General features: G+C 54.7%; 18 protein-coding genes and 1 pseudogene. 10 read left to right on the forward strand and 9 right to left on the reverse strand.

Annotated features, from left to right (window positions below):
- The first annotated feature begins 10 nt into the window (after positions 1-10).
- The gene (locus Y71_RS24495; RefSeq protein WP_007372782.1) at positions 11-1,957 is read left to right on the forward strand and encodes a bifunctional 2',3'-cyclic-nucleotide 2'-phosphodiesterase/3'-nucleotidase; all 1,947 of its coding nucleotides are present in this window, start codon (positions 11-13) and stop codon (positions 1,955-1,957) included.
- 88 nt (positions 1,958-2,045) lie between these two features.
- On the opposite strand, the gene Y71_RS24500 is transcribed toward Y71_RS24495, so the two are convergent.
- Entirely contained in the window at positions 2,046-2,438 is a 393-nt protein-coding gene (locus Y71_RS24500) for a winged helix-turn-helix transcriptional regulator (RefSeq protein WP_007372781.1), read from the reverse strand.
- Between the two features lie 84 nt (positions 2,439-2,522).
- Here Y71_RS24500 and Y71_RS24505 point away from each other — a divergent pair, with 84 nt between their 5' ends.
- The 3 genes from Y71_RS24505 (at position 2,523) to Y71_RS24515 (ending at position 5,318) form a co-directional block, all read left to right on the forward strand.
- Complete coding sequence (locus tag Y71_RS24505) at positions 2,523-3,371, forward strand: SDR family oxidoreductase (protein ID WP_007372780.1); 849 nt, start codon at positions 2,523-2,525, stop codon at positions 3,369-3,371.
- A gap of 81 nt (positions 3,372-3,452) precedes the next feature.
- A complete protein-coding gene (locus Y71_RS24510) occupies positions 3,453-4,277 on the forward strand; it encodes an AraC family transcriptional regulator (protein WP_007372779.1) in 825 nt (274 codons plus the stop codon).
- A gap of 75 nt (positions 4,278-4,352) precedes the next feature.
- Positions 4,353-5,318, forward strand: a complete 966-nt coding sequence (locus Y71_RS24515) for a DMT family transporter (protein ID WP_007372778.1) — start codon at positions 4,353-4,355, stop codon at positions 5,316-5,318.
- 47 nt (positions 5,319-5,365) lie between these two features.
- Here the strand turns inward: Y71_RS24515 and Y71_RS24520 are convergent, their stop codons facing one another.
- A complete protein-coding gene (locus Y71_RS24520) occupies positions 5,366-7,021 on the reverse strand; it encodes a methyl-accepting chemotaxis protein (protein WP_007372777.1) in 1,656 nt (551 codons plus the stop codon).
- 273 nt (positions 7,022-7,294) lie between these two features.
- Here Y71_RS24520 and ytfE point away from each other — a divergent pair, with 273 nt between their 5' ends.
- Entirely contained in the window at positions 7,295-7,957 is a 663-nt protein-coding gene (gene ytfE / locus Y71_RS24525; RefSeq protein WP_007372775.1) for an iron-sulfur cluster repair protein YtfE, read from the forward strand.
- Positions 7,958-8,021: 64 nt separating this feature from the next.
- Here ytfE and cycA read toward each other — a convergent pair whose 3' ends face one another.
- The gene (gene cycA, locus Y71_RS24530) at positions 8,022-9,434 is read right to left on the reverse strand and encodes a D-serine/D-alanine/glycine transporter (protein WP_007372774.1); all 1,413 of its coding nucleotides are present in this window, start codon (positions 9,432-9,434) and stop codon (positions 8,022-8,024) included.
- A 296-nt stretch (positions 9,435-9,730) separates the two neighbouring features.
- Complete coding sequence (gene bamJ, locus Y71_RS24535; protein WP_007372773.1) at positions 9,731-10,351, reverse strand: BamJ family beta-barrel-assembly machinery protein; 621 nt, start codon at positions 10,349-10,351, stop codon at positions 9,731-9,733.
- 263 nt (positions 10,352-10,614) lie between these two features.
- Between bamJ and Y71_RS24540 the strand changes: the two genes are divergently transcribed.
- On the forward strand, positions 10,615-11,268 hold the full coding sequence (locus Y71_RS24540) for a LysM-like peptidoglycan-binding domain-containing protein (RefSeq protein WP_007372772.1): 654 nt from the start codon (positions 10,615-10,617) through the stop codon (positions 11,266-11,268).
- Between the two features lie 207 nt (positions 11,269-11,475).
- Here Y71_RS24540 and rplI read toward each other — a convergent pair whose 3' ends face one another.
- From rplI to rpsF, 4 genes are read right to left on the reverse strand one after another with little or no spacing between them, the layout of a single operon-like run.
- The gene (gene rplI / locus Y71_RS24545; protein ID WP_007372771.1) at positions 11,476-11,925 is read right to left on the reverse strand and encodes a 50S ribosomal protein L9; all 450 of its coding nucleotides are present in this window, start codon (positions 11,923-11,925) and stop codon (positions 11,476-11,478) included.
- A gap of 41 nt (positions 11,926-11,966) precedes the next feature.
- Complete coding sequence (gene rpsR, locus Y71_RS24550) at positions 11,967-12,194, reverse strand: 30S ribosomal protein S18 (RefSeq protein ID WP_000135199.1); 228 nt, start codon at positions 12,192-12,194, stop codon at positions 11,967-11,969.
- A 4-nt stretch (positions 12,195-12,198) separates the two neighbouring features.
- Positions 12,199-12,513 carry a primosomal replication protein N gene (priB, locus tag Y71_RS24555; RefSeq protein ID WP_035886983.1) on the reverse strand — a complete coding sequence of 105 codons (315 nt, stop codon included), beginning with the start codon at positions 12,511-12,513 and terminating at the stop codon, positions 12,199-12,201.
- A gap of 6 nt (positions 12,514-12,519) precedes the next feature.
- Entirely contained in the window at positions 12,520-12,915 is a 396-nt protein-coding gene (gene rpsF / locus Y71_RS24560) for a 30S ribosomal protein S6 (protein WP_007372769.1), read from the reverse strand.
- A gap of 344 nt (positions 12,916-13,259) precedes the next feature.
- Between rpsF and yjfY the strand changes: the two genes are divergently transcribed.
- Positions 13,260-13,532: a DUF1471 family protein YjfY gene (gene yjfY / locus Y71_RS24565; RefSeq protein WP_007372767.1), complete on the forward strand. Its 273-nt coding sequence runs from the start codon at positions 13,260-13,262 to the stop codon at positions 13,530-13,532.
- A 245-nt stretch (positions 13,533-13,777) separates the two neighbouring features.
- A pseudogene (locus Y71_RS30205) lies at positions 13,778-13,903 on the forward strand (MFS transporter); the annotation flags it as partial.
- On the opposite strand, the gene yjfP reads toward Y71_RS30205, so the two are convergent.
- Complete coding sequence (yjfP, locus tag Y71_RS24570; RefSeq protein ID WP_007372765.1) at positions 13,894-14,643, reverse strand: esterase; 750 nt, start codon at positions 14,641-14,643, stop codon at positions 13,894-13,896. The pseudogene Y71_RS30205 and the gene yjfP sit on opposite strands and share 10 nt — an antisense overlap.
- Before the next feature lie 187 nt (positions 14,644-14,830).
- Between yjfP and bsmA the strand changes: the two genes are divergently transcribed.
- Positions 14,831-15,160: a biofilm peroxide resistance protein BsmA gene (gene bsmA / locus Y71_RS24575; RefSeq protein WP_007372764.1), complete on the forward strand. Its 330-nt coding sequence runs from the start codon at positions 14,831-14,833 to the stop codon at positions 15,158-15,160.
- Positions 15,161-15,283: 123 nt separating this feature from the next.
- The gene (gene yjfN, locus Y71_RS24580; RefSeq protein WP_007372763.1) at positions 15,284-15,571 is read left to right on the forward strand and encodes a DUF1471 family protease activator YjfN; all 288 of its coding nucleotides are present in this window, start codon (positions 15,284-15,286) and stop codon (positions 15,569-15,571) included.
- Positions 15,572-15,634: the final 63 nt, after the last annotated feature.

Consider the following 15,634-nt stretch of genomic DNA (forward strand, 5'->3'; position numbering starts at 1 on the left):
GATGCCTCTGATGATTAAGTTTAGTGCAACGCTTCTGGCGACGCTGATTGCGGCCAGCGTGCAGGCAGCAACGGTGGATTTACGTATTCTGGAAACCACTGATTTGCATAGCAACATGATGGATTTTGATTACTACAAAGATACCGCGACGGAAAAATTCGGACTGGTGCGCACTGCCAGCCTGATCAACGCCGCGCGGGGCGAAGTCAAAAACAGCGTTCTGGTGGATAACGGCGACTTAATCCAGGGTAGCCCGTTGGGCGACTATATGGCGGCAAAGGGGCTTAAAGCGGGAGAAATTCATCCGGCCTATAAGGCGATGAATACCCTTGATTACGCCGTGGGTAACCTCGGCAACCATGAATTCAACTACGGCCTTGATTACCTGCACAAAGCGCTGGCGGGGGCGAAATTCCCTTATGTGAATGCCAATATTATTGATGCAAAAAGCAAAAAACCGCTGTTCACGCCTTACCTGATTAAAGAGACCGCCGTGCAGGATAAAGAGGGCCAAACCCACACGTTGCGCATCGGTTATATCGGCTTTGTGCCACCACAAATCATGGTGTGGGATAAAGCCAACCTTAACGGCAAAGTGACGGTCAATGACATCACCGAAACCGCGCGTCACTACGTGCCGGAAATGCGTGCCAAAGGTGCCGATCTGGTGGTCGTGGTGGCGCACTCCGGGCTGTCGGCGGAGCCGTACCAGGCGATGGCGGAAAACTCCGTTTATTACCTGAGTGAAGTGCCGGGCGTCGATGCCATTTTGTTTGGTCACGCTCACGCCGTCTTCCCGGGTAAAGATTTTGCCGCCATCAAAGGCGCGGATATCAGCAAAGGCACGTTGAACGGTATTCCGTCGGTGATGCCAGGCATGTGGGGCGACCATCTCGGCGTGGTCGATCTGGTGCTGAACAACGATTCCGGCAAATGGCAGGTGACGCAATCCAGAGCCGAAGCGCGCCCCATTTACGACGCTGCGGCGAAAAAAGCCCTCGTCGGTGAAGACAGCAAGCTGGTCGCGATCCTCAAACACGATCACGATGCCACGCGTCATTTTGTGGGGAAGGCAATTGGTCAATCGGCCGACAACATGTACAGCTACCTGTCGCTGGTGCAGGACGATCCGACCGTACAGGTGGTGAATAACGCGCAAAAAGCCTACGTGGAGCACTTTATTCAGGGCGATCCGGATCTGGCAAAACTGCCGGTGCTCTCTGCCGCCGCGCCGTTTAAAGCAGGCGGGCGTAAAAACGATCCGGCCAGTTTTGTTGAGGTGGAAAAAGGTCAGCTCACGTTCCGTAACGCCGCCGATCTCTACCTCTACCCCAACACGCTGGTGGTGGTAAAAGCGACCGGTAAAGAGGTGAAAGAGTGGCTGGAGTGCTCTGCCGGGCAGTTCAATCAAATCGATCCCAACAGCGATAAGCCGCAAAGCCTGATTAACTGGGACGGTTTCCGCACCTATAACTTCGATGTTATCGACGGCGTGAACTATCAGATCGATGTGACACAGCCTGCGCGTTACGACGGCGAATGCCAGAGCATAAACCCGCAGGCGGAACGCATTAAGGATCTGACGTTTAACGGCAAACCCATCGATCCGAACGCGATTTTCCTCGTCGCCACCAATAATTACCGCGCCTATGGCGGTAAGTTTGCCGGAACGGGCGACAGCCATATCGCGTTTGCTTCGCCGGATGAAAACCGCGCCGTGCTGGCAAAGTGGATCAGCGATGAAACGAAGCGCGTCGGGGAAATCCATCCCGCCGCCGATAACAACTGGCAACTGGCACCGGTTCACGCAAGCCACAAGCTGGATATTCGTTTTGAAACCGCGCCAACGGAGAAAGCCGCCGCGTTTATTAAACAGAACGCGCGTTATCCGATGCAAAAAGTGGGGAACGACGACATCGGCTTTGCGATTTATAGCATCGATTTAAACAAGTCGTGATTAACCCAATCCGGGAGACCAGGCTTTTGTCGGCCTGATAAGCACAGCGCCATCGGCATCTTCCCGGTGGCGCTAACGCTTACCGGACTTACGCCACCTGTTTCGCATGATGCGCCAGCACCTGCGGAATATTCAGTTCTATCCAGTCCGCCAACGCGGCAACCTTCTCGCTGACCTCCTCGCCAAGCGGGGTCAGACTATACTCCACATGCGGCGGTACAACCGGGTATGCGACGCGGTTAATAAAACCATCCTGCTCCAGCCATTGCAGGCTTTGCGCCAGCATCTTTTCACTGACGCCGCCCATCTTGCGGCGCAGATCGCTAAAACGGTGCGTGCCATCGCGCAGCGCCACGAGGATCAACACGCCCCAGCGGCTGGTTACATGTTTGAGGACATCCCGCGACGGACACTGCTCGGCGAACAAATTGCCGTCGCGTACCAGTTCACTCAGGGTCCGGGGGGCAGAAGCTGTTTTCATACTTACCTTTTTGTACGTACTTACTAAAAGTTAGTGTGGATGATAGCTTACCACAACACTCACTAAACACGTAAGGAGAACACCATGATCGCACTTACCGGCGCGACCGGCCAACTGGGCCAGTTTGTGGTAGAAGAGCTGCTGAAAACCGTCGCGGCAAAACAGATTGTCGCCATTGTCCGTAACCCGGCGAAAGCCGAAGCGTTGAGCAAACAGGGTGTACTGGTGCGTCAGGCCGACTACGGCGACCAGGCCGCGCTAACGCAGGCGCTGGCAGGCGTCGATAAACTGCTGCTGATCTCCAGTAGCGAAGTGGGCCAGCGTGCCGCGCAGCACCGCAATGTGATCAACGCCGCTAAAGCCGCCGGGGTGAAATTTATCGCCTACACCAGCCTGCTGCATGCGGATAAATCCCCGCTCGGCCTGCACGTCGAACATGTTGAAACCGAGAAAATGCTCGCTGAATCAGGCATTCCGTATGCACTGCTGCGCAACGGCTGGTACAGCGAAAACTACCTTGCCAGCGCACCGGCTGCACTGGCGCACGGCGTCTTTATCGGTGCCGCAGGCGACGGCAAAATCGCTTCGGCGACCCGCGCGGATTATGCTGCCGCTGCGGCTCGTGTGATCAGCGAAGAGGGTCATGCCGGGAAAGTTTATGAACTGGCGGGCGACAATGGCTGGACGCTGAGTGAACTGGCTGCCCTGTTAAGCAAAGCCAGCGGCAAAAACATCGTCTACCAGAATCTGAGCGAGGCAGATTTCGCCGCCGCGCTGAAAGGTGCAGGCCTGCCGGACGTGTTTGCTAATCTGCTGGCGGATTCCGATGCCGGAGCCGCAAAAGGCGGTCTGTTTGACGACAGCAAAACGCTCAGCAAGCTGATTGGCCGCCCGACCACACCGATCGCTGACAGCGTTAACGCCCTGGCGTAACGGTTAAATATTGGTTAATTTTTGTAGCTTGCCGCCGGGTCATCCTGAATAATGCAGCAATGACCCGCGTGGAGATGCATTGTGGAAGGCGTACCAGAGCAGTTTAACGATGAGCGAGATCGCGCCCGCTTTCGCCACCTGGCGAAAGTGCCGGGCGTTGAGCTGTACCACGCGCATATCTCCCGGTACGCATTCGAACCCCACACCCATGAAGCGTTTGGTATTGGCGCCATTGAAGCCGGTGCCGAACGCTTCCGCTATCGCGGCACGCAGTATGTCGCTCCGGTCAATTCCGTGGTCACCATGAACCCCGACGAGCTGCACACCGGCGAAGCCGCAGCCGACGATGGCTGGCGTTATCGCATGGTCTATCTCGATCCGCAGTTGCTCGAAGAGGTGACCGGCGTCCGCCACTGGTGGTTCAGCGAGGTAATGCGTCACGATCCGCTGCGCACCAGGCAGATCTGCACACAGATCCATGGCCTGTGGCACACCGACGATCCACTGGCGCAGCAAAGCATTTTGCTGGATCTGATCGATACTTTTCGCCCGCTGGCGCATCACGCGCCGCAGCGCCCGGAAGGCGCACACCGTTTTGAACGCGTGCGCGACTATCTGCACGACAACTATATGCACAGCCTGACGCTGGACGAGCTGGCAAGCGTTGCCGCGCTTAGCCCGTACCATTTTCAGCGCCAGTTCAAGGCCCACTTCCACGTTACGCCGCATCAGATGCTGATGGCGATCCGCCTGTGGCGGGCAAAAGCATTTCTCACCCAGGGCATGCCCGCTGCGGATGTCGCCGCCATGACCGGGCTGACGGATCAATCGCATCTGACACGCGCCTTTACCCACCGCTACGGCATCACTCCGGTGCGCTACCAGAAGCAAGTCGCCCGCCGTTAATGCGCAATCTCATACAATATTCCGCACCCTCGCTTCCCTACACTGGCGACAGCCAATGTAAACGTGGATGGAATGATGATTAGTGGTGTGTTGTATGCCCTGCTTGCCGGGCTGCTGTGGGGATTAATTTTCGTTGGGCCGCTGATTGTGCCGGATTATCCGGCGGTACTGCAATCCACCGGCCGTTATCTGGCACTGGGTCTGATCGCCCTGCCGCTGGCGTGGCTTGGGCGCGTACGTCTGCGCCAGTTAACGCGCAGCGACTGGATGACTGCGCTGGCGCTGACGATGATGGGCAACCTGATTTATTACGTCTGCCTGGCGAGCGCCATCCAGCGCACTGGTGCTCCGGTATCGACCATGATCATCGCCACCCTGCCGGTGGTGATTCCGGTGTGCGCCAACCTGCTTTACAGCCAGCGGGACGGCAAACTCTCCTGGCTTCGGCTGGCACCCGCGCTCGCCTGCATCGCGATCGGCCTGTTGTGCGTCAATATCGCCGAGCTGCGCCATGGCCTGCCGGATTTCACCTGGCGTCGTTACGGTACGGGGATCGCGCTGGCATTTACCTCGGTAGGCTGCTGGGCGTGGTATGCCCTGCGTAACGCCCGCTGGTTGCGGGAGAATCCGGATAAAAATCCGATGATGTGGGCGACGGCGCAGGCGCTGGTCACGTTGCCCGTCTCGCTGGTCGGTTATCTCGCCGCCTGTCTGTGGCTCGGCGTGCAGCAGCCCGATTTTTCCCTGCCGTTCGGCCCGCATCCACTGGTGTTTATCGTGCTGATGTTTGCCATTGCCGTGCTCTGCTCGTGGGTGGGCGCGCTATGCTGGAATATTGCCTGCCAGCGTCTGCCAACGGTAATTGTCGGCCCGCTGATTGTTTTCGAAACGCTGGCCGGGCTGCTGTATACCTTCCTGCTGCGCCAGAGCATCCCGCCGCTGCTCACCTTTTGCGGCATTGTGCTGCTGGTGTGTGGCGTGGTGATGGCCGTGCTGTCAAAACCGCAAAAAGCGAGCGTCATTCCGGTACAACAGGAATAAAAAAACCCGGCATTATGCGCCGGGTTTGCTCAGTCTGAAGCGAGGATTTAGAAGGTTTCCCAGTTCGCTTCGCTAAAGCTCTCTGCGGCTTTCGCCTGCGATTTGCTGCCCGGTTTTACCAGCGCAGGCGTGCGTACGCTGCGGCTGCGGTTGACTTTAAATACCGCTACTGTTTCCGTCAGGCGTGCAGCCTGCTCTTCCAGTGCGGCGGCAGCGGCGGCAGACTCTTCCACCAGCGAGGCGTTCTGCTGAGTAACGCGATCCATCTCAGCAACGGCCTGACCCACCTGGTCAATACCGCGGCTCTGCTCATCCGAAGCCGATGAGATTTCACCCATGATATCCGTCACGCGGGTAACCGCGCTGACGATCTCTTTCATCGTTTCTCCGGCTTCATGTACCAGCGCAGCGCCTGCATCGACGCGGCTGCCGGAATCTTCGATCAGCCCTTTGATCTCTTTTGCCGCCTGCGCGCTGCGCTGTGCCAGCGTACGAACTTCACCAGCAACGACGGCGAAACCGCGGCCTTGCTCACCGGCACGGGCGGCTTCAACCGCCGCGTTCAGCGCCAGGATATTGGTCTGGAAGGCGATGCCGTCGATCACGTTGGTGATTTGCGCGATTTTGCTGGAGCTGGTAGCAATTTCATCCATCGTACGCACCACACCATCCACAACCTGGCCACCTTTTTTCGCCGTACTTGAGGCGTTCAACGCCAGTTGTGTCGCCTGACGGGCGTTGTCGGCGTTCTGTTTCACCGTTGCCGTCAGTTGCTCCATACTGGCCGCAGTCTCTTCCAGCGAAGCGGCTTGCTGCTCGGTACGGGAAGAGAGATCGTTGCTACCGGCAGAGATTTCGCCCGCGCCGGTATAAATGGTATCGGCGCCATCGCGAACCACGCTGACGGTTTTCACCAGCGACTGCTGCATCTCGTGCACGTTTTGCGCCAGCAACGCCATCTCGTTTTTGCCTTCGGCATCGATCGCGTGCGTCAAATCACCTGCCGCAATGTGGCGGATATGTCCCATCACTTCATGCAGTGGTTTCAGCAGTACACGCTGCATCGCCATCCAGCTGATGATGATCACCGCCAGAACAACGACCATGACGACGCCCAGAATCCACAGGATGCGCTGGTAATCGCTCTCGTTTTCGATCACGCCCTGGTTCGCCAGTACAGCCTGAGCATCACGCCATGCGCGGTAGCTTTTCTGCATAGCAACCTGTTTCGCTTCAGCGTTCTGGCGGAACATATCTTCCAGCTTACCCGCCAACAGAAGGCGATTCATTTCCGTCAGCGTCGCATGGTAAATGCCGTACTGTTTTTCCAGGTCGCTGGAGAGATTTTCATCCAGCCCCGGCGTGTCCGGCATCGCTTTGTATTTTTCAAAATGCTTTTGCGCCTGATTCAGCAAGTCGGTCGCGGTGTTGGCCAGCTCGCTCAGTTGCCCGCCATTGATCTGGCTGGCGGTACTGCTCTGTAAACGCAGCATGCCGCGGTTCAACGTGACGCGCGCCTGGTTGAGGCTGATCCAGGCATCAGTGAATTCAGAAACGTTCTGGCTGGAAACCTGAGAAACGTTAAAGTTGTTTTTGTCATTATTCAGCGCGCTGACAAACACGCCGGCAGAGATAATCTGCATCGCACCCAGTACGAGCAACACCATAATTAATAAGGTAATAACTTTAATACGCTTGAACATCGTAGGCCTTTATTTGATACAGGGAATGGTCTGAGTCTCTGTATCGGCAGCGTTACGTAGTTGTTTAATCTCGGTACAAAACTCTATCTAAAATTTTTCAATAAAATTACCTGCATTCAACATGTTAAACACGAAAGATTTTTTGTGACGGATATCACTGTTTTTCGCGCAATAAAGGCATAAGCCGATTTGTCCCCACCCCGAAAGGGGTATATCATCGGCTTAAAGATGCATTTAAAATACATCTTATAATTTCACGATGAGGTAACTGCTATGGCTTTCCGCGATCAACCCCTGGGTGAGCTGGCGCTCTCAATCCCCCGCGCCTCCGCACTGTTCCGTCAATATGATATGGACTACTGCTGCGGCGGTAAGCAGACGCTCGGCCGCTCTGCGGCGCGCAAAGAGCTGGATATTGATGTGATTGAAGCCGAACTGGCAAAACTGGCCGAACAGCCCATCGAGAAAGACTGGCGCGTTGCCACACTTTCGGAAATCATCGACCACATTATCGTGCGTTACCATAATCACCACCGTGAACAACTGCCGGAGCTGATTTTGCAGGCCACCAAAGTAGAGCGCGTGCATGCCGATAAACCGAATGTCCCGCGCGGGTTAACCAAATATTTGACGATGCTGCACCAGGAGCTTTCCAGCCATATGATGAAAGAGGAGCAGATCCTGTTCCCGATGATCAAGCAGGGCATGGGTTCGCAGGCCATGGGGCCGATCACGGTGATGGAGAGTGAACACGATGAAGCCGGTGAATTGCTGGAAGTGATTAAGCACATCACCAACAACGTCACGCCGCCGCCGGAAGCCTGTACCACCTGGAAAGCCATGTATAACGGCATCAATCTGTTAATTGACGACCTGATGGAACACATCAGTCTGGAAAACAATAACCTGTTTCCGCGTGCCCTCGCAGGCGAATAATAAAAGGCGCCCAAAAGAGCGCCCTTGATTCATGGAAGTTTAGAGCCGCTTTGCGGCTCTTTTTTTATGGCTGACGGTCAGCCAGACGTTTTTTACCGGCATAGAGCCAGCCCGCGCCCAGCACAATAAACCACAGCGGCGTGACGATCAGCGCTTCACGGGTATCCGCTTCCAGCGTCAGCAGCACCAGTACGAAAGCAAAGAAGGCCATGCACACCCAGCACATCAATTTGCCCAGCGGCATTTTGTAGCTCGATTTTTCGTGCAGATGCGGACGCTGTTTACGGTAAACCAGGTACGAGCAGAGAATGATCGTCCAGACAAACATAAACAGAATGGCCGATACGGTAGTGATCATGGTGAACGCGGCAATCGCGCTCGGGTTCACGTAGAGCATCACCACGCCGCCCAGCAGGCAGATACAGGAGAAGGTCAACCCTTTTGCCGGCACCGCGCGTTTAGAGAGTGTCGCGAACGCCTTCGGCGCCATCTTCTCTTGCGCAAGACCAAACAGCATACGGCTGGTTGAGAAGACACCACTGTTCGCCGACGACGCGGCAGAAGTCAGCACTACAAAGTTGATGATGCTCGCAGCCGCCGGAATACCGACCAGCATAAACAGTTCCACAAACGGGCTTTTATCCGGGACGACCGAGCTCCACGGCGTTACCGACATAATGACGATCAGCGCAAAGACATAGAACATGATAATGCGCAGCGGAATGGAGTTAATCGCCCGCGGCAGGGATTTCTCCGGATCTTTTGTTTCTGCCGCCGTTGTGCCAACCAGTTCGATCCCTACAAAGGCGAAGACTGCAATCTGGAAACCGGCGAAGAAACCGCTGATGCCTTTCGGGAACCAGCCGCCGTTATTCCACAGGTGCGCGAACGAGGCTTCAACGCCCGTCGGCGATTTGAAGTGCATCAGCACCATCACCACGCCCACAATAATCAGCGCAACAATGGCAACGATTTTGATCATCGCAAACCAGAATTCCATCTCGCCGAACATTTTTACCGTCGCGAGATTGAGGCTCAGCAGCAGCAATACTACCGCCAGCGCAGCGACCCAGTCGGCAATGCCCGGAAACCAGAATTGCGCGTAGGCAGTGATCGCTACTACGTCCGCCATCCCGGTCACCACCCAGCAGAACCAGTAGGTCCAGCCGGTAAAGTACCCCGCCCACGGTCCCAGCAGATCGGCGGCGAAGTCGCTAAATGATTTATATTCGAGGTTCGACAGCAGCAACTCACCCATTGCGCGCATCACGAAAAACAGCATAAAGCCGATGATCATATAAACAAAAATGATCGACGGACCTGCGAGGCTGATGGTTTTGCCGGAGCCCATAAACAGCCCGGTGCCGATAGCGCCGCCGATCGCAATAAGCTGTATATGCCGGTTTGTGAGATTTCGCCGTAGCGACTGTTCAGCCGGAGCCTGTTCGTCGGCTGCGACTTTAACCTGATCTACCATGTTTTAATCCTGTCTGTGTTGTTGGGCTCTTCTGGCCTTTTATTGCGTGTTCCGTCCTTTATGGACGCATCGATATTAGGTAAGAATCGGCGGGATGGATACTCTGAATTAAATCGAATGTTAAATATTTGTTGAAAGTGAGTGTCATATCACTTAGTTAATGCGAAACGCCTCACAAAAATACACCTGAATGCATAGTTTGCAAGATAATATATCGACATTGATCTTATTAACGAACGATCGACGCACTCTTCTCACCCCTCCCCCCAAAAAGAGAGAGGGATTTATGCGGGGAATTACAGAATTTCCAGCAGTTCCACCTCAAATACCAGTGTGCTGAATGGCGGGATAGATGCGCCAGCGCCACGCTCGCCATAAGCGAGGTTGTGCGGGATAGTCAGTTCCCATTTGGAGCCGACCGGCATCAGCGTCAGGGCTTCGATCCAGCCAGCGATAACGCCATTAACCGGGAATTCAGCCGGTTCGCCGCGCGCGACAGAGCTATCGAATACGCTACCGTCAATCAGTTTACCGGTGTAGTGCACGCGAACACGGTCGGTGCGCGCCGGGATTGCGCCTTCGCCCTGAGTGATGACGCGGAACTGCAAACCGGATTCGGTGCTGTTCACGCCTTCACGCTCGCGGTTCTCTTCCAGATATTTCACGCCTTCCGCCGCCATCTCTTCAAAACGGGAGCGACGCACTGCGTCGGCACGTTCGTGGATTTCACGCAGGGCGCGATGTACAACGTCAACCGGTACAGCAGGTTGTTTGCCTGCCAGCGCGTCCGCGATGCCCGCGACCAGCGCTTCCGGTAACAGCCCCTCTAACCCGGATTCGCTAAGCTGCTGTCCGACCTGTAAACCGATGCCATAGCTGGCTTGCGCTTCGATCGTGTCAAAAGTTGGGGTTGTCATGGGTTTTCCTTCCATCGCTTTTTAAGGTAGCGCGCAGCATAACAGCCGGGCTGCGCCGGGTACAACTTTGTCGCAGGAAAGATGACAAATCGCAGGGAAAGGGAAAGAATAGAGTCCGTAAGATAAATCTAATATTGCTGTAGCAAAATCCGACTTTGTGCTGACGATCAGAGAGTTAAAACCGCTGGACGCCGCCCCGGAAGGATAAAGTGTATATACTCAACGAGACAGGACTTTAAATGACGCGGAGCAGGAGGAAAGCCATGCCCGGGCGATTTGAACTGAAACCTACCCTGGTGAAAATCTGGCAAGCCCCGGACCATTTTCGCCTTATGGACCCGCTCCCGCCGTTTCACCGTCGCGGTTTGATCCTGGCCGCGTTGCTGGTGGTTATCGGCTTCCTGCTACCGTCAACGGACGATACGAGGCCGGTTCCCACCTCACGCGAAGCGCAAATTCAGTTACCTTCCTCCACTGCCGCTCAGCCTGCCTCCCCTGCGCAAACACCGCCAGCGGTGGTGAACGATACGCAACAGGTCGCTCCAGGCGCTGAAGAGTCGCTCGAACAGCAGCAACCAGAGCAACAGCCGGTGCAACAGCAAGAGGCCCCGGTGGCGCAAAGCCGTCCGACAGTTCCCTCTTCCGGCGGTATTGAACAACAGTGGCGATCTTATCGTGTGGAAGAAGGGAAAACGCTGGCGCAACTGTTCCGCGATCATAATCTGCCGCCCACCGATGTTTACGCGATGGCGAAAGTGGAAGGTGACGGGAAACCGCTGAGCAGCCTGAAAAACGGCCAGATGGTGAAGATTCGCCAGAATGCTAACGGCGTAGTAACCGGATTAACCATTGAGACCAGCGGCCAGCAGGTGCTGTTTACCCGACAGCCGGACGGCAGCTTTATTCGCGCACGTTAACCGATAAAGCCGGATAAGCGTTTATCCGGCATATTTCGTTCTGGTAGCGCTAAAAAGCAAAACGCCGGCACAAGGCCGGCGTCTCATTCCCCGTCGTATTTCGCGTTACAGATGCGTTGGCTACATTCGCTTACCCCCGAGGGGATTCACTCACTTGCCGCCTTTCTGCAAGCCCGAACGACTTAAGGGCATCGTTATGAGTAAAAATTACTCAGCAACAACGTTTACAATCAGCTTAGCGAATACTTCGCTGTGAACCTGGAAGTCCACTTCGTGCTCACCAGTGGTACGCAGAACGCCGTTCGGCAGACGAACTTCGCTCTTAGCCACTTTAACGCCAGCCGCAGTCACTGCGTCAGCGATATCGCGAGTACCGATGGAACCGAACAGTTTACCTTCGTCGCCTGCTTTAGACGCGATGGTAACGGTGCCCAGTGCGTTGATTTCTTCAGCGCGAGCGTTAGCAGCTGCCAGAACGTCAGCCAGTTTGGCTTCCAGTTCAGCGCGACGTGCTTCGAAATATTCAACGTTTTTCTTGGTAGCCGGAACAGCTTTGCCCTGCGGTACCAGGAAGTTACGAGCGTAACCCGCTTTAACGTTAACCTGATCACCCAGGCTACCCAGGTTTGCTACTTTATCAAGCAGAATAACTTGCATTACCTTATCCTCTCAAAGTCGTATTAATGGACCGTGACCGATTACTGATGACGATCAGTGTACGGCAGCAGGGACAGGTAGCGAGCGCGTTTGATAGCGCGTGCCAGCTGACGCTGATATTTTGCACGGGTACCGGTGATACGGCTCGGGACAATCTTACCGCTTTCGGTGATGTAGTTTTTCAGCGTAGCGATGTCTTTATAGTCGATCTCTTGAACGCCTTCCGCGGTGAAACGGCAGAACTTGCGACGACGGAAATAACGTGCCATATGGCTAGTCTCCAGAATCTATCAATTCAATCTGCTCGGCATGCAGAACCATTTTTGTCAGGCCATTCTTTGCCTTGTGGCAACTGATGAATCCCTGAACAGTTACTGCGCTACCGACCGTTATACTTTGAGTAATGGCCTGGTTCTCCTGCCCGCTGATTATTACAGGCATTTGGCACCACGCCTGCCGGTGAAAACCGGCTTCCTCCTGCACAGAACGGTGCTCAAGCACGAACTGGCAGTGAGGAATTCCTGACGGGCTGACCTTACGAAGCGGGGTCCTGCACACGGTGCCGGACAACACCAGTCGATTGGCCATCAGAAATTACTCTTCAGAATCCCCAGCATCTGCATCATCTGCGGTTTCGTTTGCGAAATCATCGCGACGCTCACGGCGCTCGTCTTTCGCTTTAACCATCGGAGATGCTTCGGTAACCGCGTGTTTAGTACGCATTACCATGCTACGGATAACGGCGTCGTTGAAGCGGAAGCTTGTTTCCAGCTCATCGATCACTTCCTGCGGCGCTTCAACGTTCAGCAGAACGTAGTGAGCTTTGTGCAGTTTGTTGATCGGGTAAGCCAGCTGACGGCGGCCCCAGTCTTCCAGACGGTGGATCGTGCCTTGCGCACCGGTGATAGCACCAGTGTAACGCTCGATCATGCCCGGAACCTGTTCGCTCTGGTCAGGATGGACCATAAAAACGATTTCGTAATGACGCATCGAATTGCTCCTTACGGATTATTCAGCCTCCTGTCTGGGTCAGCCGTGGCCCGGGGAGGCAAGGAACGTGTTAAAGGTCGGCTGAAAAATTGACGCGTCATAATACTGATCCCACCGGGCAAACTCAAGGTGAATTGCACAAATAATTCGCACTAAGCGCAAAGAGAACTCCCCTGCACGCATTAAAATTAAACAAAACGCATTCCGGCAATTTTTTGAACGACAGCATCAGAAATGGTCGCGATACGTTTTATAACAAACGCGTAAACTTTAATCAGGCCTCAAAACAAAGGAGGAGAGATGTTCAAAACATAATATTCGGCGTTATATCGGAGAGTAACATCATGAAATACATCGCAATTTTACTAACAACCTTATTGCTCAGCCTCAATGCAACGGCAGCAATAAAACTCGATAACCGGCAAGCCCGGAACATGGATGATGTGCACAGCTTAGGCGTTATCTACATCAATCATAACTTCGCCAGCGAACAAGAAGCCGACCAGGCTTTGAATGCCGCAACCGACGCACAAAACGCCACGTACTTTCACCCAATCCTGACACACGAGCCAGGCAGCAACGGCGCTCTGCACGCCAGCGCGGATATCTACCGCTAACCGAATCAGGCTAAGTTTCCCTTGCGCTGCGGCCCCGGATTGGGGCCGCGCTCAGAAGTGAGAATAATTTTCTTTCGGATCTTACCAAATACCCCACCGGCAGGTTTAATCAGGGTTTGCCAGCGTTATGGAAAGGGCGCGGGGAAGCCATATTCACACTACTTATCCGTATACCCAAAGGCGTTTGGGTTCTGGGCGGCGTCAGTATGCTGCTGTGGAACGATGATTTCCAGACCGTATTCTGGATCGCGCTGCTGCTGGCGAGCCCTGGCGCCGGGATCTTATGGCAAACCCACGGCGCGGCTTCCACATTCTGGGCCGGCGCCATTGTTTGCGTGGTGGCGCTGTGCGGTATGCGCCTTCAGAGATGACTGCGGAAAAAATCCGTTGTGGCTTCCAGCGCCAGCGGCGTGATGCGATGCGTCACGCCCGTTTCCCACTGATAAGTAAGATGTGCATCCAGCCCCGCATCCTGCAACGCCTGCTGTAAACGGAAAGATTCTGCTGCGGGCACCACATCATCCTGCTCTCCGTGCCACAGTAGCAGCGGACGATCGGCAATACGCGCCAGTTGATGGCTGACTTCCCACTGTGCCAACGGTGCCAGAATGGTTTCAAACTCGCGCTGTTGCTCTGAGGTGGTCACTTCCAGCGGCGGGAAAAGCGTATGCGCCAGCGAAGAGAAATAGCCGGAACCCATCAGGCTGGCCACGCAGCGCACTTCCGGATGCGCGGTCATAATCCCCAGTGCCGTCATCCCGCCCATTGACGCGCCACCGACCGCCAGTCGCTGATTATCAATAAGCGACTGGCTCTCCAGCGCGTCACGTAACGCGGAGAACTCTTCAATATTGCCCTGTAAAATTTGCCAGAACAGGCGCAAGCGCCGCTGCACATCACCACTAAAACGTGCGCCATGATCCGGCGCATCGGGCATGACCACGCGGAAACCCGCTTGTGCCAGCGCGACGGCAAAATAGCTGTAGACCAGTTTTGACGAGGTAAAACCATGATAAAACACCACGCTGGGCAGGGGTTCGGCACGTTTTCCCGCCGGAAAAGCATGCAGTGCTTCCACTCCGGCAAAGTGTTCTGTTTGCAGTTCGATCATCACACGCTCCTTGATTTCTTGTGCTGGTATGCCATCGGCAACCCCTCGACGCAAGTCAGAATTCGCAATAGCATCAGGCAAGGTTGAGATATAGGTTACGCTTTCAAACCACTTTCATTCGAAATTAGTGCTCACGATAACAATTTGGGAACATTCCCCCAAATTGGATCACGTCAGGAACTACACTATGGCTATCAGGAGAGATGAGAAACCCATGCGCATCTTGCTATCGGTTCTGTTTGCCGCCTTGCTTAGCGGCTGTTCTGTGTTAGAGGGTACACCGCAGCCTGCCCCGCCGGTGAGCGATCATCCGCAGGAGATCAGCCGCAACCAAACGCACGGTCTACAAAAAACAGGCGAGGTAAGCGTAACGGTACTGGGTTCTCCCATGGACGTGGAAGCCGCGATTAAGGCCAAAGCAGCCGCCGCAAAAGCCGATTATTACGTGATTATTATGATGGATGATTCCATTATTCCGGCCCGTTGGGTCGGACGCGCGTTGTTATATCGGCGATAGCGAGGCATTGATTTTCAGGATATTTACACTGCTTTGCGTCCATTGATGTTCTCCTGTGCACAATTGGATTAATGGAATCCGTTGCGCGAAAGGAAGCCCTGCACTATTTCGGGGTAACGTAAAATGGAGCTGACAATGAAACGATCTCTTGCCGTAAACTCACTGTTGCTTTCTACAGGAATGCTTAATACAACAGCGCAGCCCGCAGAGTTCGCCAGCGCTGACTGCGTGACGGGACTGAACGAAATCGGTCTGATTTCCGTCAATAATGTCTCAGGGAGCCTACAGGATGTGGAGCGTGTTATCGCGTTAAAAGCAGACGAACAGGGAGCTTCCTGGTATCGCATTGTACGAATGCAGGAAGATCAACGAGTTGATAACTGGCGGGTACAGGCCATCTTGTATGCCTGAGCCGCTAAACAAAGCCACCTGATTTGGTGGCTTTTTTATTTCCCTGCAATCATTAAGACTATG

Origin of the sequence: Kosakonia radicincitans DSM 16656, assembly GCF_000280495.2 — a bacterium.
GTDB classification, from domain to species: domain Bacteria; phylum Pseudomonadota; class Gammaproteobacteria; order Enterobacterales; family Enterobacteriaceae; genus Kosakonia; species Kosakonia radicincitans.